Below are 18,387 nucleotides of genomic sequence, written 5' to 3'. Positions count from 1 at the left end.
TCAACGCGACGCGCCACAGGCCCTAGACCGCCAGAACGCTGCAAGGCACCTGATACAGAATATGTTCGGTCGTGCTGCCGATGACCTTGTCCATCCCGTGGGACTGGACTCTGCCCATCACGATCACATCCATTTGTTGCTCGCGAGCGAACTCGCTCAGCGCCGAGACGGGGTGCCCCATCACGAAATGTCGACGGTCAGAGGGCACACCGAACCGACCGGCCAACCTGAGGAATGACTTTTCCAGTTCTCTGCGCAGTTCCCTGGTCAGATCCGCCAGCGTCAACCCGCCGCCGCCCATATCGCCAAGATAGGCTGACGAAATGTCACAGGCGTAGAGCAGATGCAACTCGGCATCGCATTGCAGCGCGAGGCCGGACGCCTGCTGGATGATCCGGTCATTCAGTTCGCTGTTTGACGACTCGCGATCTGAAGTATCAACCGCTGCCACCACCTTGCGCGGCAAAGCATGGCCACTCGCGCCCACCAGATAAATCGGTATCGGACAGTGACGCAGCAAGTGCCAGTCCAGGGGGGTAAAGAATGCGCGCTTGAGCGCCGGTTCATGCTGCACTTCCTTGATCAGCATATCGGGTTGCATTTCGGTGACGTGATCAAGAATCACCTGCTGCATGTCATCGACCCATGCCACCTCGCTTGTCACGTCGATCCCCCGGCTGCGCATTTTTTCCGCCTGATCCTTGAGCCAATCGCTATGGTCCTGCAGGTAACTCTGCCGAGCCTTTTCCTGGACGCCGTCTTCAAGCAGTGAAAGGATGTCCAACGATTTCAATAACGCGACGATATGCAAGCTCGCCCCGCTGGCCTTGGCCAGGGCGGCGGCATGCTGGATCGCCGGGGAGTGGCGCAGGACCGGGTTGATGACCAGCAATAACGTTTGATATTGGCTCATGATCGGGACTCCAGACAGGTGGGACATCGACGCCTGCCGCTGACCCTTTTCGGTGGTCAGCCGTTGCGTCCGCGTGGGATCAAGCACCCGCGTTAATCCAGAGTCCTCCCCCGACGTCGTCCTGACGTTGATTTATATCAAGTCACTGCGCACTGCCGGCCCGGCGCGCGTCATTCCGGAAACGGTGGCTGGGCAGGTGATTCCTTCTCCGGAATATCAGTCATGGTCGCCTCGGTCAGCAGCAAAATACTGGCGACCGAAACGGCATTTTCCAGAGCAATACGCACCACCTTGGTCGGATCGATGATGCCGGCTTCATACATGTCCACATAGACATTGGCTGACGCATCGAAGCCAATGTTCCCCGGTTCCGCCAGCATGCGAGCAACGACCACGCCGGCATCCACCGCCGAGTTTTCCGCGATCACCCGGGCCGGCGCTTCCAGGGCTCGGCGAAGTATCTGCAAACCGGTTTTGACATCGCCCTCATAGCCGGCCTCCTCGGCTGCGATAATCGGTACAGCCTTGAGCAGTGCCAGCCCGCCACCCGGAACGATGCCCTCGGCGATCGCCGCCCGGGTCGCTGAAATGGCATCATCCAGCGCATCCTTGCGCGTCTTCATCTCGGCCTCCGAAGGCGCCCCGACCCGGATCACCGCGACACCGCCAGACAGCCTGGCCAGTCGCTCCTGGAATTTTTCACGGTCGTAATCGCTGGTTGTACCGTCCATTTGCACGCGGATCTGCTGCAGGCGCGCCTCAATCGCCTCGCGTTTACCGGCGCCGCCGATCAGTGCCGTGCTGTCTTTTTGCACCACGACTCGATGCGCCCGCCCCAACTGGCTCAATTCCGCCTGTTCGAGGCTGATGCCCAACTCATTGGAAACCACCGTTGCCCCGGTCAGGACCGCAATGTCCTGGAGCATCTCCTTACGTCGATCACCGAAGCCTGGCGCCTTGATCGCCACCGCGCGCAATACGCCACGGATCTGGTTGACGACCAGCGTGGTCAACGCCTCGCCCTCTATGTCGTCGGCGATCAGGACCAGTGGCTGGCCGCTTTTGGCGATCAGTTCAAGCAGTGGGAGCAAGTCTTTGAGCACGCCGATCTTATGGTCACACAGCAGCAGATAGGCATCATCGAGTTCCACCTGCATCTTCTCGGTATCCGTCACGAAATACGGCGAGACATAACCACGGTCCAACCGCATCCCCTCCATCACCTCGACCACCGTCTCAGTGGTCTTGGACTCCTCGACACTGACCACCCCTTCAACGCCGACCTTTTCCAGAGCGTCTGCCACCAGTTGGCCGATAACGGCATCGTTATGCGCCGAGAGCGTGGCAACCTGGGCCTTTTCCTTGGGGGTACTGACCGGACGCGATTGGGCTGCCAGCGATTGCACGACCAACAACAGCCCGCAATCCAGACCGCGTTTCAGGTCGATCGCACTGGCACCGGCGACTACGTTGCGGATGCCGTCAGCCAGGATGGCATGGGCCAGTACCGTTGCCGTGCTGGTCCCATCCCCTACCGCATCGCCGGTACGCTCCGCCGCCTGACGCAGCATCCGGGCGCCCAGATTCTCCTCGGGGTCTTGCAGGTCGATTCGTTTGGCGATCGTCACGCCGTCGTTGCAGACCGTCGGATTACCCCATTTATTCTGAATCAACACCGACTTCGATTTGGGCCCAAGGGTCACGCGAACCGCGTCCGCCAGTTGTGTTGCGCCGCACAGGATTTTCTCGCGAGCGGCGGCACGAAACAGAATTTTACTGTGAGCCATCAGAGTGCTCTCCTGGGTAGTTCTGCGACAGGCCGGTCCATGCAGTTTCTCTGAAATGGCTCGCGCAACGTTGACTTTTATCAACAAAGTCACGACGTCGCGCAGCCTTTTCAGGTACCTACGTTTACGCGCTTTATCAGGACGGGACTGAAGAGCACCGGTCAGCTCAATGCTGTCACGGTACTCCGGCACCGAGACCGACCAGCCCAGCTCCAGGCTGATGCGTCGGCGCAGCACATCCGATGCATTGGGTTCCCCGTGCACGACATAGGTGTGTTTCGGCGGCCGCTTGAAGCCCCTCAGCCACTGCATGATTTCATCCCCGTCGGCATGAGCGGACAAGGTCCCCATGGGCACCACTTCGGCCCGAATCGGCACGTCCTTGCCATGGATGCGCACCGATGGAGCCCCGGCGATGATCATGGACACAAGCGGGTAACATCGGCGGCCATGGGGCTGTTGAGGTAGATCGGCAGGTCAGGGATCGCCTTCTTCTGTTTCAGGCGACACGGACAGACCCAACCAGACGGGCACAGCCGCTTGCTCAGCCTCTGAAAATGTCGAATGGCTCGATCCTGAGCACCTTGCGTATGCCCACATAACTGGAAACCCCGGCGATCAACAGCACCAGACCAAATGCCAGCCCCAGGTTCCAGAACGTGATGATCGCCGCATAGTTGGGCAGGTAGGTGCGCACCGTGAAGATCATCAACGTGACCAGGCCGACACCCAACCCGTAACCCGTCAAGGCGGTGAACGTCGCCATGAAGAGGATCATGTAGATCAGCTCACGGCCTTTGGCGCCGATGGCCTTGAGGGCCGCGAACTTGTCCAGGTTTTCCAGAATGAAGGTGTAGAACGTTTGTCCGGAGATGGACAACCCGACCAGGAAACTGATGACCGTCATCGTCAGTATGTTGGTGCCTACCCCGGTCTGGTAGATGTAGTAATCGGTAATACGCTGGTTGAACTCTCCCCGGGTCAAGGCGACATAGCCCAACCGCGCAACCTGCTGCTTGATCGCGACCTCGGCGGCCTTGCTCCTGGGTTCAAGCAGAATGTAAGACACCGTGAAGCGGGTGGTCGGGATGTATTCGATGGCTCGCCGGTAGGTGGTGTAGAGCGTCGGTACGCCGGTCAATCCGCTGGTCAGTACCTTGGCAATGCCAACGATGGTGCCGCGGTGGTCATTGAGTTCGAAGGAGGTGCCTATCCTGGGACTTTCCAGTTTCGAATATTCGGCATCGTGGACCATGATGAACGCGTTGTCGGCGTAGATGTCTTCGATAGCGCCCTGTTCAAGCTCAGGACGACCGAACAGGCTGGTGTCGTCGAGGCCTATCACACTGACCGCTTGATAGGTGCCACTGGCCAGTCTGACCTGGGCACCGCCAATGAATACAGGCACCGCATAGCGGACCTGCTCCATGCTGCGTACGGCATCGAGCAGATAATCGGGCAGAGGGATGACACTGGTCGGGGTGTTCACGGCCGGGTCCATGACCCACATCGCCGCGCCGATATTGGTCACGGTCGAGTAGGCACGATTGAGGATGCCGGCAAACAGTGCGGTCATCTGCATCATCAGGAACACCGAGAAAGTAATCCCTACCAGCAGCGCCGAAAACTTGGCCTTGTCATTGACCAGCAGCTTGAAGCCGATTCGCAGGATGCCCGAGTATTTCATGGCGTCTGCCTGCTGCCGGCCGGGGCCGGGCTGTTCCACCAGCCGCCCCCCAGCGCGACAAACAGACCGACGGTATCCTGATGACGTTGGGCAAGGGCTTGCAGATAGACAATGTTGACCTGATGCAACTGCACATCGGCCACCAGCAAATCCAGGTAGGTCACCAGGCCTGATCGGTAGTTGGCTTGCAGCAAACGCAGCGCCTCGTCAGCGGTGGCCTGTGCCTCGGTCTGTTTTTGCAAGGCCTGTGCATCGAACTCCAGGGCCTTGAGGGCATCGGCGACCTGCGCGAAAGAGTCGAGCACGGTTTGCCGATAATTCGCCGCTGCCTGCTGATAGACATCGATCGCCGCTTTACGACCAAACCACAGGCTGCCCCCTTGAAACAGCGGGATGTCGATCGATGGTCCAACGCTCCAGAACCGCCCGGCACTCGCGAACAGTGACCCCGGGGTCGAGCCTGCCGCACCATAGGTTCCGGTCAGACTGAAACTGGGAAACATCGCCGCCGTTGCCACACCGATGTTGGCACTGGCCCGGTGCAGCTGTGCTTCTGCGGACAGAATATCCGGCCGCTGCCGGACCAATACAGAGGGCAGGCTGACCGGCAAATCGGCGGGCAGTGAAAGACCTGTCAGCTCGATGTCAGGGAGCCTGACATCGGTGGGGACCACGCCTTCAAGGGTGGCCAGCAAATGCTCGGCCTGGCTGATTTTCTGCTCCAGCGCCGGCAACAAGGCCTCATTGGTGGCAATCAGACTACGCAGACTGAGGGTCGCCGAATAAGGCGCTGTACCGCTGCGTACCTGTACCTCGGTGGTCTGTAGCTGTTGCTTTTGCAGCGCAATCAACTGCTCGGTTGCGCGCAGTTGTGCGGCATAACCCGCACGGGCGATCGCGGTGTTGACGACATTGGCGGTCAGGGTGAGGTAAGCCGCATGGGTCAGCCAGGTTTGATGGTCGACCTCGGCTTGCAGCCCCTCCACCGTACGACGCTCTCCCCTAAAGACATCAAGGGTGTAACTGATCGTTCCACTCAGGGTCACGACGTTGAAGATCGACCCCGCCGTCGTCAGCCCTTGCTGGAGCGGAGCATTGCGCTCGCGGGTCGCGCCGGCATGAGCATTGAGGTGCGGATAGAAAACCCCATAGCCGGCCATGAGCGTGTCCTGGCTTTGCCGCAGGCTGGCCTCGGCAGCCTGTAGGGTCTGGTTGTTGGCAATCGCCTGGCGGACCACCGCATCCAGAGAGGCTGACTTGAACAGCCGCCACCAGTCGGGCGCGACGTCGGCACCTGACAGAAAATGCTGCGCCTGGCCCTGCGCCGGGACGGTGACGGCTACCGGATTGCGGACATAACCGTGCTGTGACGGGGCTGCCGGGCGCGAGAAATCCGGGCCTACCGTGCAGGCGCTCATCACCATCAGGACAATGGCGGACAGCACCCGGGCATGGGGTCGCAGAGGTCGATGAACGCTGGACTGGCACATCATTTCTGCCCTATGAAGACATCCACCAACTGCCCCGGATACACCATCTGGAGGTCTTTTTTCTCGAACCGGAACACCACCGGCAACACCCTGAGATCGACTTTCTCCTGACGCTGATTGGACAACTGGATTTTCGGCGACACGTACGGCTGCACGCGAACGAACTCCAGCGGCACCTTGATATCCGAGCCATGAATCAACATCTGTGCACGGATATGTTCGGGCGCCGGCAAGCGGGCAATCAGGATTTCGTCCAAATAGCAGCGTACCGCCAGATGGGTCTGTTCAGCACTCATTACCACCAGCGGGCTGAACTGCTGGATATAGGCGTCATAAGCGCCCTGAGACGACACATAACTGCCCACGGTGGTATTGATGGCCAGGACCACGCCATCCACCGGGGCATTGATCGCGTATTGCGCGAGCGAGGCATTCGCCGACTTGAGCGCGGCCTGTGCCTGGGCCGCGGTATCTTTTGCGGTGTCCAGGGTGTCCTTGCTGATGGACTTGGGATCTATCCCGTAGGAGGCCAGGCGCTTGATGTATTGGTCCTGAGCGGTTTTCAGATTGGCTTGTGCCAGCTCGACGTTGGCCCTGGGCAAGGCGTCATCGATGGTCATCAGGGGCATACCGCGGGTGACCGCCTGCCCTTCTTGTACCAGTACCCGAGTGACCGGCCCGGAAACCTGCGGATAGATCACGATGTTGGAACCGCCGGACTGCTCGCTCTCGATAATGCCATTAGCATAAATAGCCGTTTCATAGGAGCTGCTTGCCGGAGCAAAGGCCGGCGGTAATGCGTGAGGCGTGCGCCCGAGCAGGTAAGCGGCGATCAACCCGGCCAGTACCCCAATGACCGCCAGCACAAACAGCACGCGGTTCTTCATGGCGAGGTCCGATCGGGTTCGGTTATGCGGCCGTCTTCCATGTGGATGATGCGGTCGGCGTACTCGTTGATCCGCGCATCGTGAGTGACGATCAGAATGCAACGCTGCTTGTTGAGAATCTTCGACTTCACGAAGGCAATGATCATCTTCCCGGTATCACCATCGAGGGACGCGGTTGGCTCATCAAGAATCAATATCTGCGGGCTGCCGATGATCGCCCGGGCGATCGCCACCCGCTGTTGTTCGCCCCCGGACAGCTTGACCGGCAGAATGTCGCCGCGGGCCTTGAGACCGACCACTTCCAGGCTCTGGTTCGCCTGCGCAATCGCGTCGTCCCAGTCACAATGCTTGAGGATCAAGGGAATCGCGACGTTCTCGGCAGCGGTCAACCGCGCAAACAGGTGATAGTCCTGAAACACGAAGCCAATGCTGTTGAGGCGCAACTCTGCCAGCTGATCGGTGCTCATGCTCCAGATGTCATTGCCATTGATCTTTACCGTACCGGCATCCGGCCGCAGGATGCCGGAGATCATGCTCAACAGTGTGGTCTTGCCGCTCCCTGACGGACCGACGATGAACACCATTTCGCCAAACTGTGCGACCAGTTCGACCTGATCGACAGCCTTCATTCGTGCGTCCCCTTCCCCGAACCATTTGGTCAGGCCGCTCGAAACAATCGCGGGATGATCGACAGCAGCCGTTTGATCCGTCTTCATGAACGCTTCTGCTCCCGATCAGCCGGTTAACCCGAGGGCACTGGCAGTGGTCAGCCCCCCTTACCACTGTAGACTGTCAAGGCAGCGGCTTGACGATCATCAAACTGCAGGGAGCCCGGTTCAGCGTGTTCTCGGCGGTACTGCCGACAGGAACCCCATAGCGTTCGGCGAGCGTATCAAAGGCTTCAATCTGGGCATCGTTGACGGCATCTCTTAAACTTTCTCTCAGGGTCAGGTTTTGCAGGTTCACTCCCGAGTCGCCCGCCATGGTCCAGCCAGTGACATTCAGCAGGTGCACTATTGCCCCGCAGGACGTGGCCAGCGTCGAGGCCATGTCGAGAATCCGGTCATTGAGCCCTTGCGTCAGCTCTTCGAGATGGGAAAGGTCGATGGCCGCGAGAATTTTCATGGGCAACGGGTTTCTTGCATCGGTAACCAGGTGCAAGGGGGCCGGGCAGTCACGCAGCAATAGCCAGTCCAGGGGCCTGTAGAAAACCCGTTTAAATGCCGACACACGCTGTACATCCTTGATCACGATGTCCGCTCGAAAGTCATTCACGTACTCAAGCACCTCCTCGATACTCGGTTTGGCCCACACCACTTCCATGGTCACTTGCAGGCCTTTGCACTGCCCAAACCGGGCTTGAGCGGCAGGTGCTGAACGAGGTTGATAAAGATCACAAAAAGTCGTCGTCATGCACTTAAGACAAAAAAGCATTTCTGCTGAAAGAAGCATTGTTGATTCAGCTCAATAAATGCCCGTTTCCCAGGCGTAGAAACATAAGGAGTTACCGGGCTCTGACAGTCCGGTGCCCGCTTCGTATCGACCAAAGAGGACACCCTCATGAACGATTTGAGTCTGCGCCAAACCATTCTGGATGAGCTTGAATTCCAGCCCGATATCGATGCCGCCCATATCGGTGTCGCCGTGGACAAGGGTGTAGTCACCCTCTCCGGACACGTTAAAAGCTATACCCAGAAAATCGCTGCAGAACAGGCGGTAAAACGCATCAAGGGCGTATGCGCGCTGGCCGAAGAAATCCAGGTCAGACTGGACCCCGGGGCGGGCACGGCAGATGACACAATCGCTACCCGCGCATTGAAGATCATCGCCTGGAGTTCTGACATCCCCATGGACAAGATCAAGGTCATCGTACAAAAGGGCTGGATAACACTGGAAGGCGAAGTGGACTGGCAGTACCAGAAAGAAACCGTCGAGCGTGCGGTGCGCAAATTGTCCGGGGTGGTAGGCGTGGACAACCGGCTCACCCTTTATCCTCAGGTGGAAGTGACCGATATCCAGCACCGCATCGAAGAAGCCCTCAAGCGCAATGCCGAGGTGGATGCAAAGGGTATTCACGTCAAGGTAGACGGTGATGTCGTGAAACTTGAAGGCCGGGTCCATCTGTGGCGTGAGCGCCAGATCGCGGTCCGCGCCGCCTGGTCAGTACCGGGCGTGAGGGCGGTGGAAGATCACCTGCTGATTGCCTGACGCCAAACAGGGAATATCAGTTCGAGGTCCGGCGTAAAACCCGGCGTTCGAGCTGATGACGTCTAGAATCGTATTCAGATGCCCAACGAGCTTGAGCCTCGGCGTTCGGCGATCGCGCCGCCACGCATCGGGCCATCCCGCCTTCCATCCCTGAGCCAAGGCCATGAAGAAGAATCACCAGTGGAACCTTTCCTACTTCGCGATCACCTTTCTGGTTCTTGCGCTCGCCCAGCTATTTATTGTTGACCGCCATGCTGTGCAGAGCATCCCCTACAGTCAGTTCCTGCAACTGTTGGGCGAGCATAAGGTCAGCGAATTGCGGGTCGAGAAGGACCAGATCAGCGGCAAGCTGCAAGAGGCCATCGACGGCCACGACCTGTTCACCACCGTGCGGGTCGATCCCACGCTGGCGACTGAACTGGCTCAAACGGGTGTCGGCTTTTCCGGAGTCGGTGAAAACACACTGCTGAACGGGCTGCTGGGTTGGCTTCTGCCCTTTGTCATGATCATGGTGCTCTGGCAATTCATGTTCCGCGGCATGGCCGAAAAACAGGGCCTTGGCGGACTGATGAACGTCGGCAAGTCGCGGGCCAAGGTATTTGTCGAGCGTGATACCGGGGTGACCTTCGCCGATGTAGCGGGTATCGATGAAGCCAAGGCCGAGCTGGTGGAAATCGTCTCGTTCCTGAAGGACAAGGCCAAATACGCACGCCTGGGGGCGCATATTCCCAAGGGCACCCTGCTGGTCGGCCCACCTGGCACCGGCAAGACCCTGGTGGCCAAGGCGATCGCCGGTGAAGCCGGCGTGCCGTTCTTCTCGATTTCCGGTTCCGAATTCGTCGAAATGTTCGTCGGGGTCGGTGCCGCTCGAGTGCGCGACCTGTTCGAGCAGGCACGACAGGCTTCACCTTGCATTATTTTCATCGATGAACTCGACGCCCTGGGCAAAATGCGCGGTGTCGGTGCGTTTGGCGGCAACGACGAAAAAGAGCAGACCCTCAACCAGCTTCTGGCCGAGCTGGACGGTTTCGACCCGCGCGAAGGTGTGGTTCTGCTGGCGGCGACCAATCGGCCGGAGGTCCTTGATCCGGCGCTGCTGCGGGCTGGTCGCTTCGACCGCCAACTCGTGATCGACCGCCCCGATCGCAAAGGCCGACTGGCCATCCTCAAGGTCCATCTGAAAAAAATCACCGTGGCGCCCGACATCGACAGCGAACGCATCGCCGAAATCACCACCGGCTTCACCGGTGCGGACCTGGCGAACCTGATCAACGAAGCCGCCATCGTGGCCACCCGCCGGGGAGGCCAGGACGTCAGCCTCGACGACTTCACGGCCGCGGTGGAACGCATCGTCGCAGGTGTCGAACGCAAGAGCAGCCTGTTACGGCCTGATGAGCGCCTGGTGGTGGCCTATCACGAAATGGGCCATGCCCTGGCCGCAGGCACGTTGCCGGGGATGGACCCGGTACACAAAGTCTCGATCATCCCCCGTTCCATTGGCTCGCTGGGTTATACCTTGCAGCGACCGACCGAGGATCACTTCCTGATCAGTTGTCAGATGCTCAAGGATCGAATCGCCGTACTGATGGCCGGTCGGGCTGCCGAGTACATCATCTATGGCCAGATCTCCACAGGCGCCGCCGACGATCTGACCCGGGCGACCGACATCGCCCGGCAGTTGATCACCCGCTTCGGCATGAGTGCCGAACTCGGTCAGTCGGTATTGGAACGACAAAACCCTACCTATTTGGGCGAGCACATGGCCGGATTTGGCCAGAAGGACTATTCGGAACAAACCGCGCGGGAAATTGACCTGGGCATCCGCGCCTTGCTCGAAGAAGCCTATGGCCGTGCCAAAACGCTGCTCGACAGTCGTCGGGCCGACCTGGATGCCGGCGCCCGCCTGCTGCTGGAAAAAGAAACGCTGACTCCCGAAGAGTTCCCGCCATTGATGCCCCTCAAATCCTCCCCTGATGGTTCGCCATGATTGAGGTCACGCCTATGCGGGGTGTGAAGCCACTGTGCGCTAAGATTGCTGCACTCGCCTCCCTCAACGAGGTTCTGCTCGCCGAGAGCCGGGTTCTGAACGTCAAACAGAACGACTTGAAGGGGGAGCGATCTGGCCTGAAAAACCAGGGTCTGTTGCTAAATTATGGAGTAAAAAATGGAAGTAACGGTTAGCAAGGGTCCAGAAAGCATGAGCACCGAACACGAGACGCTCACCGATGAACTGCGGCTGAGCAGCACGGAGCTGCGGATTCTCGGCTCCTTGATCGAGAAACAGGCGACCAGCCCGGAAACCTATCCGCTGACCCTGAATGCGCTGGTCATTGCCTGTAACCAGAAAACCAGCCGGGAACCGGTGATGAATCTCAGCCAGGGTCAGGTCGGGCAAAGTTTGCGTGCCCTGGAAGGTCGTGGCTTCACCAAGCTGGTCATGGGTAGCCGCGCCGATCGCTGGGAGCATCGACTCGACAAGGCGCTGGAACTGGTACCAGCCCAGGTCATTCTGACCGGTTTGCTGTTTCTGCGCGGTCCGCAGACGGTCAATGAACTGCTGACGCGCAGCGGCCGCATGCACGATTTCGAAGATGCCGAACAGGTTGTCCATCAGCTGGAGCGCCTGATTGCCCGCGGTCTCGCGATGTTGCTGCCACGCCAGTCGGGCCAACGCGAAGACCGCTACATGCACGCACTGGGCGACCCGGCCGACATCGAAGCGATCCTCGCCGCCCGCCAGAACCCGGTGGAACGTGGCGCCAACGGTGGCGTGTCGGTGGAACGCATCGAAGAGCTTGAAGCACGGATTGCGGCACTCGAAGAACGTTTGGCACGCCTCGAATAACACCGAAACCTTGAGCTGCTGCGCTGAATCAGCTACGGGCGAACGCCACTGCCTTCTGGAACTGCTCATCGCTGGGGCGCACGCCGGTGTACAGCACAAACTGCTCAAGCGCTTGAATGGCGATCACTTCAAGCCCGGTGATGACCCGTTTGTCAGCGGCACGAGCGCGCATGATCAACGGGGTTTCCGAGGGGATCGCCACCACATCGAAGACCGTTTCTGCGGCATCGATGGCGTCAGCTTCAAAGGCCAGTTGATCGGCCTCGGCACCACCGGCCATGCCAATCGGCGTAACGTTGACCAGCATTCGCGGGCGCTCGCCGCCGAGTTCCGCTTGCCAGCGATAACCCAGCGAGTCGGCCAAGGCGCGACCGGCGCGCTCGTTGCGCGCCACGATCAGACCGTTTTTATAGCCACCGTCACGCAAGGCGCTGGCCACCGCTTTGGCCATCCCGCCACTGCCGCGCAAGGCGAACGTCGAGTCCTGCGGCACGGCATGGGTTTTGAGCAGTTGCTCGATGGCGATGTAATCGGTGTTGTAAGCCTTGAGGTGTCCGCTGGTGTTGACGATCGTATTGATCGAGGCGATGGCCTCGGCCGACGCGTCCAGCTCATCGACCAGCGCGATGCAGGCTTCCTTGAAGGGCATCGATACGCCGCAGCCGCGAATACCCAGGGCACGAATCCCGCCAATCGCCCCCGGCAGGTCCTGACTGCTGAACGCCTTGTAATAGAAATTCAGACCCAGTTGCTCATACAAATGGTTGTGGAAACGCAGGCCGAAATTCCCGGGGCGCCCAGACAGTGACATACACAGTTGGGTGTCTTTGTTTGGGTTCATCAGCATGTGGATCTCCTTCGAATTGCACTTTCAGATGGACGGGATTGGCCAGTCCATCTGGTTTATCAGATCATAACGAGGCCTGTGGCCCGGCTGGCATTTAAAGGTAAAGATGCCGGTACAGACCTTACACAATATTTACTCAGACGCGTCGCAGATTCGCCAAAAAACGCTGTCTGATAGTTATCCCCGCGACTATCCTTGCTTCTATCGCAGATTCAAGCGCCGGGACGAAAACACGAGGAATTATCATGATCCGCAAACTCCCTGTAATAGCCTTGCTGATCGGTGCATTTGCTGTCGCAGGACAGGCGCAAGCCCATGGCTACTATTATGGTCATGGCCATGGCGGCGGCTGGGGCTGGGGTGCGCCGCTCGCCGTTGGCGCTGTGTTGGGCGCCGTGGTAGCAGGATCAGTCGTCGCCGACTCGCAGCGTCCGGTTTACGTACAACAACCGGTCTACGTTCAGCCGCAGCCGGTTTACGTACAACAACCGGTCTACGTTCAGCCACAGCCGGTGTATGTCCAGCCACCGCCACCGGTCTACTACCGCCCGGCACCGGGGTATTACGTTCAGCCTCGTTACTGAAGCCCAGGCGGGTAATCACCTCAAGCTACATAACACAGGCCCCGCCTCGAAACGGGGCCTGTTTTCGTTTCACGCGTTAAACGATGTCTGAATAAATCTTGCCAGGGTCGCTGCCGGAACAATGACTGCGGTTAAATTTGACATGATTGATCCAACGAATGCCCTGGCTTACGCACAACAACCGTCATATTTATGTCATGACAGTTCAGCAAGCTTTGAATTGTCCGTAATAAACGGTTCATAACAACAAGGACGCCCCTTATGCCCACGCAAAACCCGCACCACATTGCCGGACTCTGCACCTCAAGCAAGGTCTATAACGCATTGACCGAGCTCAAACACCTGGAAGGCCATCGCAGCGCCAAGTTTCTCTCGCTGCTCGCCGAAAACCTGGTGCGTAAAGGCCTGCTCAACGATCATGAAGTGATGATCATGCTCGACCAGGTTGTCGACTGACAGCGGCAATTCGCCATGTTGTCGTCAATGTGTACTATCGAGAGCGTTGATTTTCCGTTAAACCGTCGGGTCAGTAAGGTAGCTCCATAGATTGATGGAGGTACTTATGCCCAAGGTTCAGATCATGTCCGTTATTGGTAGCGCCGTTCCCGCACCGCTCAGAGAGCTAGGACTGCTCGCCTGTTGGTATCTGGTTCAAGACGGCGTCGCGATCAGCGGTCCGCTCACTTCATTACCTGCCGCCCAGGCGCTGTCGCAACGTATCGGCACCTACGCGTTGGGCGCTTAAGGCAACTGCACTCGCGGCTTGGTTTCGATGTACAAGGCCCAACTCGACATGAACAGCGCGGCGATCAATGGCCCAATGACAAAACCATTGAGACCGAAGATCGCCAGACCTCCCAAGGTCGAAATCAGGACCAGGTAATCCGGCATCCGGGTGTCCTTGCCCACCAGGAGCGGCCGCAGCACGTTGTCCACCAGACCAATCACGAACACCCCGAACAAGCCCAGCACCACACCCTGCCAGATCGCCCCGCTGAGCAAAAACCAAGCCGTTACCGGCACCCAGACAATCCCCGCCCCCACCGCTGGCAACAGCGACAGAAACGCCATTATCACCGCCCAGAGCAATGCGCTGGGAATATCCAGAAACCAGAAAATCAAACCACCCAGCGCACCTTGTGTGATAGCCATCAGCAAGTTGCCTTTGACCGTGGCTCGCACCACGCGATTGAACTTGAGCTGCAAGCGGCGCTTTTGATGTTCCGCCAATGGCACAGCCGCACGGACCTCGCGCGCCAGTTCGGCACCGTCGCGCAGAAAGAAGAACAGCAGATAGAGCATGATGAAAAAGCTCACCACGAACTCGAATGTACCCTGACCGAAGCTGAACGCCTGACTGGCGAAAAACTCACTGCCCTGCATCGCGCTCTTGACGATTTTCTCGCGCAAGGCGTTCAGATCTCCCATGCCAAAGCGGTCCAGCAGGTGCTGAAAATACGGTGGCAAGCTGTATTTTAACTGCGCCAGGTAGCCGGCAATATCCAACTGGCCACTCTCGATATTCTTGTAGAGGTTCGCCCCCTCCTGCACCAGCAAGACGCTGGTAATGATCACTGGCAAAATGGCAATTATCAGACAGATGCTCAACGTGCAAAGAGCCGTCAGATTGCGATTCCAGCCAAACTTCACTTGCAGCCGACGCTGCAAGGGCGCGAACACAATGCCGAGAATCACCGCCCAGAACACCGCACCGTAGAACGGCAGCAGAATCCAGAGGAACGCTGCGGTCACCAGTACCAACAGCACCAGCAGTGATTTGTCTCGCACAACGGTTTGGTTCATGTCCGATCCCTGTCAGTAGCACGCAGACACCGGCTGCCCGTTTTAGTCAGCCACGAGACGCCCGAGTGCTCTGCTTTATTCATCCAGCATAGATCCAGATCAATAAACGCCCGACACGACTGCTCTACCCTCGCGAGCTTTTGTGATCGAGCTCCTTATGCCCCTCGCCACGCCTGAACTGCTCGCCCCTGCCGGCACCCTGAAAAACATGCGTTATGCCTTCGCCTACGGCGCCGATGCGGTCTACGCCGGCCAACCGCGCTACAGCCTGCGCGTGCGCAATAACGAGTTCGATCATGCCAACCTGGCCCTCGGTATCCGCGAAGCTCAGGCCCAGGGCAAACGCTTCTATGTGGTGGTGAACATCGCCCCACACAACGCCAAACTGAAAACCTTTCTCAAGGATCTTGAGCCGGTCATTGCCATGGCCCCGGATGCGCTGATCATGTCCGACCCCGGGCTGATCATGCTGGTACGCCGGCATTTCCCGCAGATGCCGATCCACCTCTCGGTGCAGGCAAACACGGTGAACTGGGCCAGCGTCGAGTTCTGGCAGCAGCAGGGCCTGAGCCGGATCATCCTGTCGCGGGAGCTGTCACTGGAAGAAATCGCCGAGATTCGCCAGCAAGTCCCCGCCATGGAGCTGGAAGTATTCGTCCATGGCGCACTGTGCATGGCCTATTCCGGGCGCTGCCTGCTGTCGGGTTACATGAACAGGCGCGATGCCAATCAGGGCTCCTGCACCAATGCCTGTCGCTGGAAATACTCGGCGCAGCCTGCCATGGAAAACAGCGAGAGCGAGATCGTTCAAGCGTTCGTCCCGGAACCAACGCTGGGAATCGGTGCACCGACCGATCAGCTGTTTTTGCTACAGGAAGCCAACCGTCCCGATGATCTGATGCCGGCCTTCGAAGATGAACACGGCACCTACATCATGAACGCCAAGGACCTGCGCGCCGTACAGCATGTCGCTCGCTTGACGCAGATGGGCGTCCACTCGTTGAAGATCGAGGGCCGGACCAAATCGCACTTCTACTGCGCCCGGACCACTCAGGTCTACCGCCGCGCCATCGACGATGCCGTGGCCGGTCGCGAGTTCGACCGCAGCTTGATGACCGACCTCGAATCCCTGGCCCAGCGTGGCTACACCGAAGGTTTTCTGCGCCGGCATGTGCATGACGAATACCAGAATTACCAGAACGGCAGCTCGGTGTCGGAGCGCCAGCAGTTCGTCGGTGAACTGACTGGTGAGCGCCGTGATCGGCTGGCGGAGGTCAAGGTGAAGAACCGCTTTGCCTTAGGTGATCACATGGAATTGATGACGCCCAAAGGCAATTTCCACTTCGACTTGCATCAATTGCAAAGTGCCAAAGGTGAAGCGATTGAAGTGGCGCCGGGGGACGGGCACACCGTGTATCTGCCGATTCCGGATGCGGTGGATTTGCAGTTCGGGCTGTTGATGCGCGATGTGCGTGGAGGCTGAGGCCTGGTCTGCTCGTAGGAGCTGCCGAAGGCTGCGATCTTTTAGTGCTATCAAGGACGCTGAAAATCAAAAGATCGCAGCCTTCGGCAGCTCCTACGGATTTCGTCTGTCGATCAGATTCGGAACTGCCCGACCAATTTGCCCAACCGCTGCCCCAGATCCGCCAGGCTGCGGGAGGTTTGCGCGCCGCGCTGGGTTTCGTCGGCGACGCTGTCTACTGCCACGGCGATCTGATGCACGCTGCGGTTGATCTCTTCGGCGACGGCGGTTTGTTCTTCGGCGGCGCTGGCGATCTGTGCGTTCATCGAATTGATGGTGCCAATCAACTGGGCCATGGTGTCCAGCGAAGCGCCAGCTTCATTGGCCTGAGCCGAAGTGCCGTCACCGGCATCGCTGGAGCGGCGCATGGCGTCGACCGCCGACTGGGTACCGGCCTGCAAACGGTCGATCATGCCCTGGATTTCCTGAGTGCTTTGCTGAGTGCGACTGGCCAGTGCGCGCACCTCATCGGCAACCACCGCAAAGCCACGCCCGGCCTCACCGGCGCGAGCGGCTTCGATGGCAGCGTTAAGCGCCAGCAGGTTGGTCTGATCGGCAATCGAACGGATCACCCCAAGCACACTGACAATCGACGCCACATCCTGCTGCAAACTGTCGAGAGAAACCCCGCTGCTGCGAATATCTTTAACCAGTGCATGAATCTGCGAAATGCTCCCGGCCACCACACGCTTGGCCGCCTGGCCCTCTTCGTCGGTTTGCTGGGCCGCGACCGCAGCGCCTTGGGCACTTTTCGCCACTTCCTGCGCCGCCGCCGACATCTCGTTGATCGCCGTGGCCACCTGATCGGTCTCGTGACGCTGGCGTTCCATGGCCTGCTCCGAACGCTGGGCCTGATCGGACACCTGATTGACCAACCCGGTGAGCTGCGACGTCATCTCGGTAATCTGCCGGACCAGGCTGTGGATCTTGTCGACAAAGCGGTTGAACGAGCCGGCCAGCTCGCCCAGTTCGTCTTGAGAGGTAATCGCCAGACGACGCGTCAGATCACCCTCGCCTGCCGCGATGTCGTCCAGATTGGCCTTCATCAGGTGCAGCGGACGCAATATGGTGTTGGCCACAAACAGACCGACCGCCGCGATCACCAGCAGTACCACCGCCGCGATGCCGACGATGCTCAGCACCACGCCTTCCATACGCTGACGAACATTGACCTCGACTTCAGCGACCTGAGCTTCGACACCATCAAGATTCACCGAAGTACCGATGGCCATGTCCCATTTAGGCAGGTATTCGGTGTAACCCAGTTTGGGCACCAGGACTTTGCTGTCGCCAGGCAACGGCGAGCTGTATTGCAGGTAGTGCGTACCGTCCTTGGCGACTTTCACCAGGTCGCGGTTGACGTACACACCGTTCGGATCACGGTTGTCCTTGAAGCTCTGGCCGACACCGTCCGGGCTGTTGGCCTTGAACAGGCGCACGGTGTTGGAGTCGTAACCGAAGAAGTAACTGTCCTTGCCATAGCTGATGCTCGACAGCAATTTGATCACTTGCGCGCGAGCCGCATCATCGCCAGGTGCTGCTGCGTCATAAAGCGGCTTGATCGCCGTCATCGCCACCGCAACGTAACTTTGCAGGGTGGCCTTGGCATCGTTCATCAAACGCTGACGGGTTTCTTCGACTTCTTTACGGGCCTGCTCTTGCAAGATGAATGCGGTGGTCAGACTGATCACCAGCGCAAAGAGCAAAACCGGGAGGACGGAGAGGGACAAGACTTTGGCTTTTAGGCTCAGGCGCATGAGTTGTTCACTCTGGATTTTATTAGCGTGGTTAAAGCATTAACGGCCGGCCTGCGC

The 18,387-nt window shown here is 58.9% G+C and carries 17 protein-coding genes and 1 pseudogene; 7 read left to right on the top strand and 11 right to left on the bottom strand.

The window, feature by feature from the left end; translation table 11 throughout:
* Positions 1–22: 22 nt before the first annotated feature.
* The 8 genes and pseudogenes from AC1RPZ_RS22635 to AC1RPZ_RS22600 all read right to left on the bottom strand — a co-directional run bounded on the left by AC1RPZ_RS22635 (position 23) and on the right by AC1RPZ_RS22600 (position 8,177).
* Positions 23–913, bottom strand: coding sequence for a universal stress protein (locus tag AC1RPZ_RS22635; protein ID WP_493139562.1), 891 nt, complete (start codon positions 911–913; stop codon positions 23–25).
* Positions 914–1,083: 170 nt separating this feature from the next.
* Complete coding sequence (groL, locus tag AC1RPZ_RS22630; protein WP_493139710.1) at positions 1,084–2,700, bottom strand: chaperonin GroEL; 1,617 nt, start codon at positions 2,698–2,700, stop codon at positions 1,084–1,086.
* A 150-nt stretch (positions 2,701–2,850) separates the two neighbouring features.
* Positions 2,851–3,206 (bottom strand): annotated as a pseudogene (locus tag AC1RPZ_RS22625) (MBL fold metallo-hydrolase RNA specificity domain-containing protein); the annotation flags it as partial.
* 38 nt (positions 3,207–3,244) lie between these two features.
* On the bottom strand, positions 3,245–4,387 hold the full coding sequence (locus AC1RPZ_RS22620) for an ABC transporter permease (RefSeq protein WP_493139559.1): 1,143 nt from the start codon (positions 4,385–4,387) through the stop codon (positions 3,245–3,247).
* Positions 4,384–5,877, bottom strand: a complete 1,494-nt coding sequence (locus AC1RPZ_RS22615; RefSeq protein ID WP_493139557.1) for an efflux transporter outer membrane subunit — start codon at positions 5,875–5,877, stop codon at positions 4,384–4,386. The genes AC1RPZ_RS22620 and AC1RPZ_RS22615 overlap by 4 nt, the downstream gene beginning before the upstream one ends.
* A complete protein-coding gene (locus AC1RPZ_RS22610; protein WP_493139555.1) occupies positions 5,877–6,764 on the bottom strand; it encodes an efflux RND transporter periplasmic adaptor subunit in 888 nt (295 codons plus the stop codon). The genes AC1RPZ_RS22615 and AC1RPZ_RS22610 overlap by 1 nt, the downstream gene beginning before the upstream one ends.
* The gene (locus AC1RPZ_RS22605) at positions 6,761–7,480 is read right to left on the bottom strand and encodes an ABC transporter ATP-binding protein (protein ID WP_493139552.1); all 720 of its coding nucleotides are present in this window, start codon (positions 7,478–7,480) and stop codon (positions 6,761–6,763) included. The genes AC1RPZ_RS22610 and AC1RPZ_RS22605 overlap by 4 nt, the downstream gene beginning before the upstream one ends.
* Positions 7,481–7,556: 76 nt before the next feature.
* Complete coding sequence (locus tag AC1RPZ_RS22600; RefSeq protein WP_493139551.1) at positions 7,557–8,177, bottom strand: hypothetical protein; 621 nt, start codon at positions 8,175–8,177, stop codon at positions 7,557–7,559.
* A 147-nt stretch (positions 8,178–8,324) separates the two neighbouring features.
* Here AC1RPZ_RS22600 and AC1RPZ_RS22595 point away from each other — a divergent pair, with 147 nt between their 5' ends.
* From AC1RPZ_RS22595 to AC1RPZ_RS22585, 3 genes are all read left to right on the top strand, one after another.
* The gene (locus tag AC1RPZ_RS22595; protein WP_493139549.1) at positions 8,325–8,972 is read left to right on the top strand and encodes a BON domain-containing protein; all 648 of its coding nucleotides are present in this window, start codon (positions 8,325–8,327) and stop codon (positions 8,970–8,972) included.
* A gap of 163 nt (positions 8,973–9,135) precedes the next feature.
* Positions 9,136–10,959, top strand: a complete 1,824-nt coding sequence (gene ftsH, locus AC1RPZ_RS22590; RefSeq protein ID WP_493139547.1) for an ATP-dependent zinc metalloprotease FtsH — start codon at positions 9,136–9,138, stop codon at positions 10,957–10,959.
* Positions 10,960–11,169: 210 nt separating this feature from the next.
* Positions 11,170–11,817 (top strand): YceH family protein, encoded by a 648-nt coding sequence (locus AC1RPZ_RS22585; protein WP_493139709.1) that lies wholly within the window; start codon positions 11,170–11,172, stop codon positions 11,815–11,817.
* Between the two features lie 28 nt (positions 11,818–11,845).
* Here AC1RPZ_RS22585 and AC1RPZ_RS22580 read toward each other — a convergent pair whose 3' ends face one another.
* Positions 11,846–12,664, bottom strand: a complete 819-nt coding sequence (locus tag AC1RPZ_RS22580) for a shikimate 5-dehydrogenase (RefSeq protein ID WP_493139545.1) — start codon at positions 12,662–12,664, stop codon at positions 11,846–11,848.
* A gap of 245 nt (positions 12,665–12,909) precedes the next feature.
* Here AC1RPZ_RS22580 and AC1RPZ_RS22575 point away from each other — a divergent pair, with 245 nt between their 5' ends.
* From AC1RPZ_RS22575 to AC1RPZ_RS22565, 3 genes are all read left to right on the top strand, one after another.
* Entirely contained in the window at positions 12,910–13,248 is a 339-nt protein-coding gene (locus AC1RPZ_RS22575) for a hypothetical protein (protein ID WP_493139543.1), read from the top strand.
* A gap of 261 nt (positions 13,249–13,509) precedes the next feature.
* Positions 13,510–13,704 carry a hypothetical protein gene (locus tag AC1RPZ_RS22570; RefSeq protein WP_493139541.1) on the top strand — a complete coding sequence of 65 codons (195 nt, stop codon included), beginning with the start codon at positions 13,510–13,512 and terminating at the stop codon, positions 13,702–13,704.
* Between the two features lie 106 nt (positions 13,705–13,810).
* Positions 13,811–13,993: a hypothetical protein gene (locus AC1RPZ_RS22565; RefSeq protein ID WP_019692817.1), complete on the top strand. Its 183-nt coding sequence runs from the start codon at positions 13,811–13,813 to the stop codon at positions 13,991–13,993.
* Here AC1RPZ_RS22565 and AC1RPZ_RS22560 read toward each other — a convergent pair.
* Complete coding sequence (locus AC1RPZ_RS22560) at positions 13,990–15,051, bottom strand: AI-2E family transporter (RefSeq protein ID WP_493139539.1); 1,062 nt, start codon at positions 15,049–15,051, stop codon at positions 13,990–13,992. The genes AC1RPZ_RS22565 and AC1RPZ_RS22560 overlap by 4 nt on opposite strands.
* 157 nt (positions 15,052–15,208) lie before the next feature.
* Between AC1RPZ_RS22560 and trhP the strand changes: the two genes are divergently transcribed.
* Complete coding sequence (gene trhP / locus AC1RPZ_RS22555; protein ID WP_493139538.1) at positions 15,209–16,534, top strand: prephenate-dependent tRNA uridine(34) hydroxylase TrhP; 1,326 nt, start codon at positions 15,209–15,211, stop codon at positions 16,532–16,534.
* A 113-nt stretch (positions 16,535–16,647) separates the two neighbouring features.
* Here trhP and ctpM read toward each other — a convergent pair whose 3' ends face one another.
* On the bottom strand, positions 16,648–18,330 hold the full coding sequence (gene ctpM / locus AC1RPZ_RS22550) for a methyl-accepting chemotaxis protein CtpM (RefSeq protein ID WP_493139536.1): 1,683 nt from the start codon (positions 18,328–18,330) through the stop codon (positions 16,648–16,650).
* Positions 18,331–18,387 lie beyond the last annotated feature (57 nt).

The sequence above is a fragment of the Pseudomonas sp. GW822-FHT02D10 genome (assembly GCF_058802345.1).
The sequence above is the reverse complement of the archived record's forward strand: the minus strand, read 5'-3'. Positions and strand labels throughout refer to the sequence as shown.

What these genes read in the sequence shown, in the direction of transcription:
- groL (WP_493139710.1), bottom strand. Translation starts at nt 2,700, where the DNA reads ATGGCTCACAGTAAAATTCTGTTTCGTGCCGCCGCTCGCGAGAAAATC.
- trhP (WP_493139538.1), top strand. Translation starts at nt 15,209, where the DNA reads ATGCCCCTCGCCACGCCTGAACTGCTCGCCCCTGCCGGCACCCTGAAA.
- ctpM (WP_493139536.1), bottom strand. Translation starts at nt 18,330, where the DNA reads ATGCGCCTGAGCCTAAAAGCCAAAGTCTTGTCCCTCTCCGTCCTCCCG.
- AC1RPZ_RS22565 (WP_019692817.1), top strand. Translation starts at nt 13,811, where the DNA reads ATGCCCAAGGTTCAGATCATGTCCGTTATTGGTAGCGCCGTTCCCGCA.
- AC1RPZ_RS22600 (WP_493139551.1), bottom strand. Translation starts at nt 8,177, where the DNA reads ATGACGACGACTTTTTGTGATCTTTATCAACCTCGTTCAGCACCTGCC.
- AC1RPZ_RS22560 (WP_493139539.1), bottom strand. Translation starts at nt 15,051, where the DNA reads ATGAACCAAACCGTTGTGCGAGACAAATCACTGCTGGTGCTGTTGGTA.
- AC1RPZ_RS22620 (WP_493139559.1), bottom strand. Translation starts at nt 4,387, where the DNA reads ATGAAATACTCGGGCATCCTGCGAATCGGCTTCAAGCTGCTGGTCAAT.
- AC1RPZ_RS22580 (WP_493139545.1), bottom strand. Translation starts at nt 12,664, where the DNA reads ATGCTGATGAACCCAAACAAAGACACCCAACTGTGTATGTCACTGTCT.
- AC1RPZ_RS22635 (WP_493139562.1), bottom strand. Translation starts at nt 913, where the DNA reads ATGAGCCAATATCAAACGTTATTGCTGGTCATCAACCCGGTCCTGCGC.
- AC1RPZ_RS22605 (WP_493139552.1), bottom strand. Translation starts at nt 7,480, where the DNA reads ATGAAGACGGATCAAACGGCTGCTGTCGATCATCCCGCGATTGTTTCG.
- AC1RPZ_RS22570 (WP_493139541.1), top strand. Translation starts at nt 13,510, where the DNA reads ATGCCCACGCAAAACCCGCACCACATTGCCGGACTCTGCACCTCAAGC.
- AC1RPZ_RS22575 (WP_493139543.1), top strand. Translation starts at nt 12,910, where the DNA reads ATGATCCGCAAACTCCCTGTAATAGCCTTGCTGATCGGTGCATTTGCT.
- ftsH (WP_493139547.1), top strand. Translation starts at nt 9,136, where the DNA reads ATGAAGAAGAATCACCAGTGGAACCTTTCCTACTTCGCGATCACCTTT.
- AC1RPZ_RS22595 (WP_493139549.1), top strand. Translation starts at nt 8,325, where the DNA reads ATGAACGATTTGAGTCTGCGCCAAACCATTCTGGATGAGCTTGAATTC.
- AC1RPZ_RS22610 (WP_493139555.1), bottom strand. Translation starts at nt 6,764, where the DNA reads ATGAAGAACCGCGTGCTGTTTGTGCTGGCGGTCATTGGGGTACTGGCC.
- AC1RPZ_RS22615 (WP_493139557.1), bottom strand. Translation starts at nt 5,877, where the DNA reads ATGTGCCAGTCCAGCGTTCATCGACCTCTGCGACCCCATGCCCGGGTG.
- AC1RPZ_RS22585 (WP_493139709.1), top strand. Translation starts at nt 11,170, where the DNA reads ATGAGCACCGAACACGAGACGCTCACCGATGAACTGCGGCTGAGCAGC.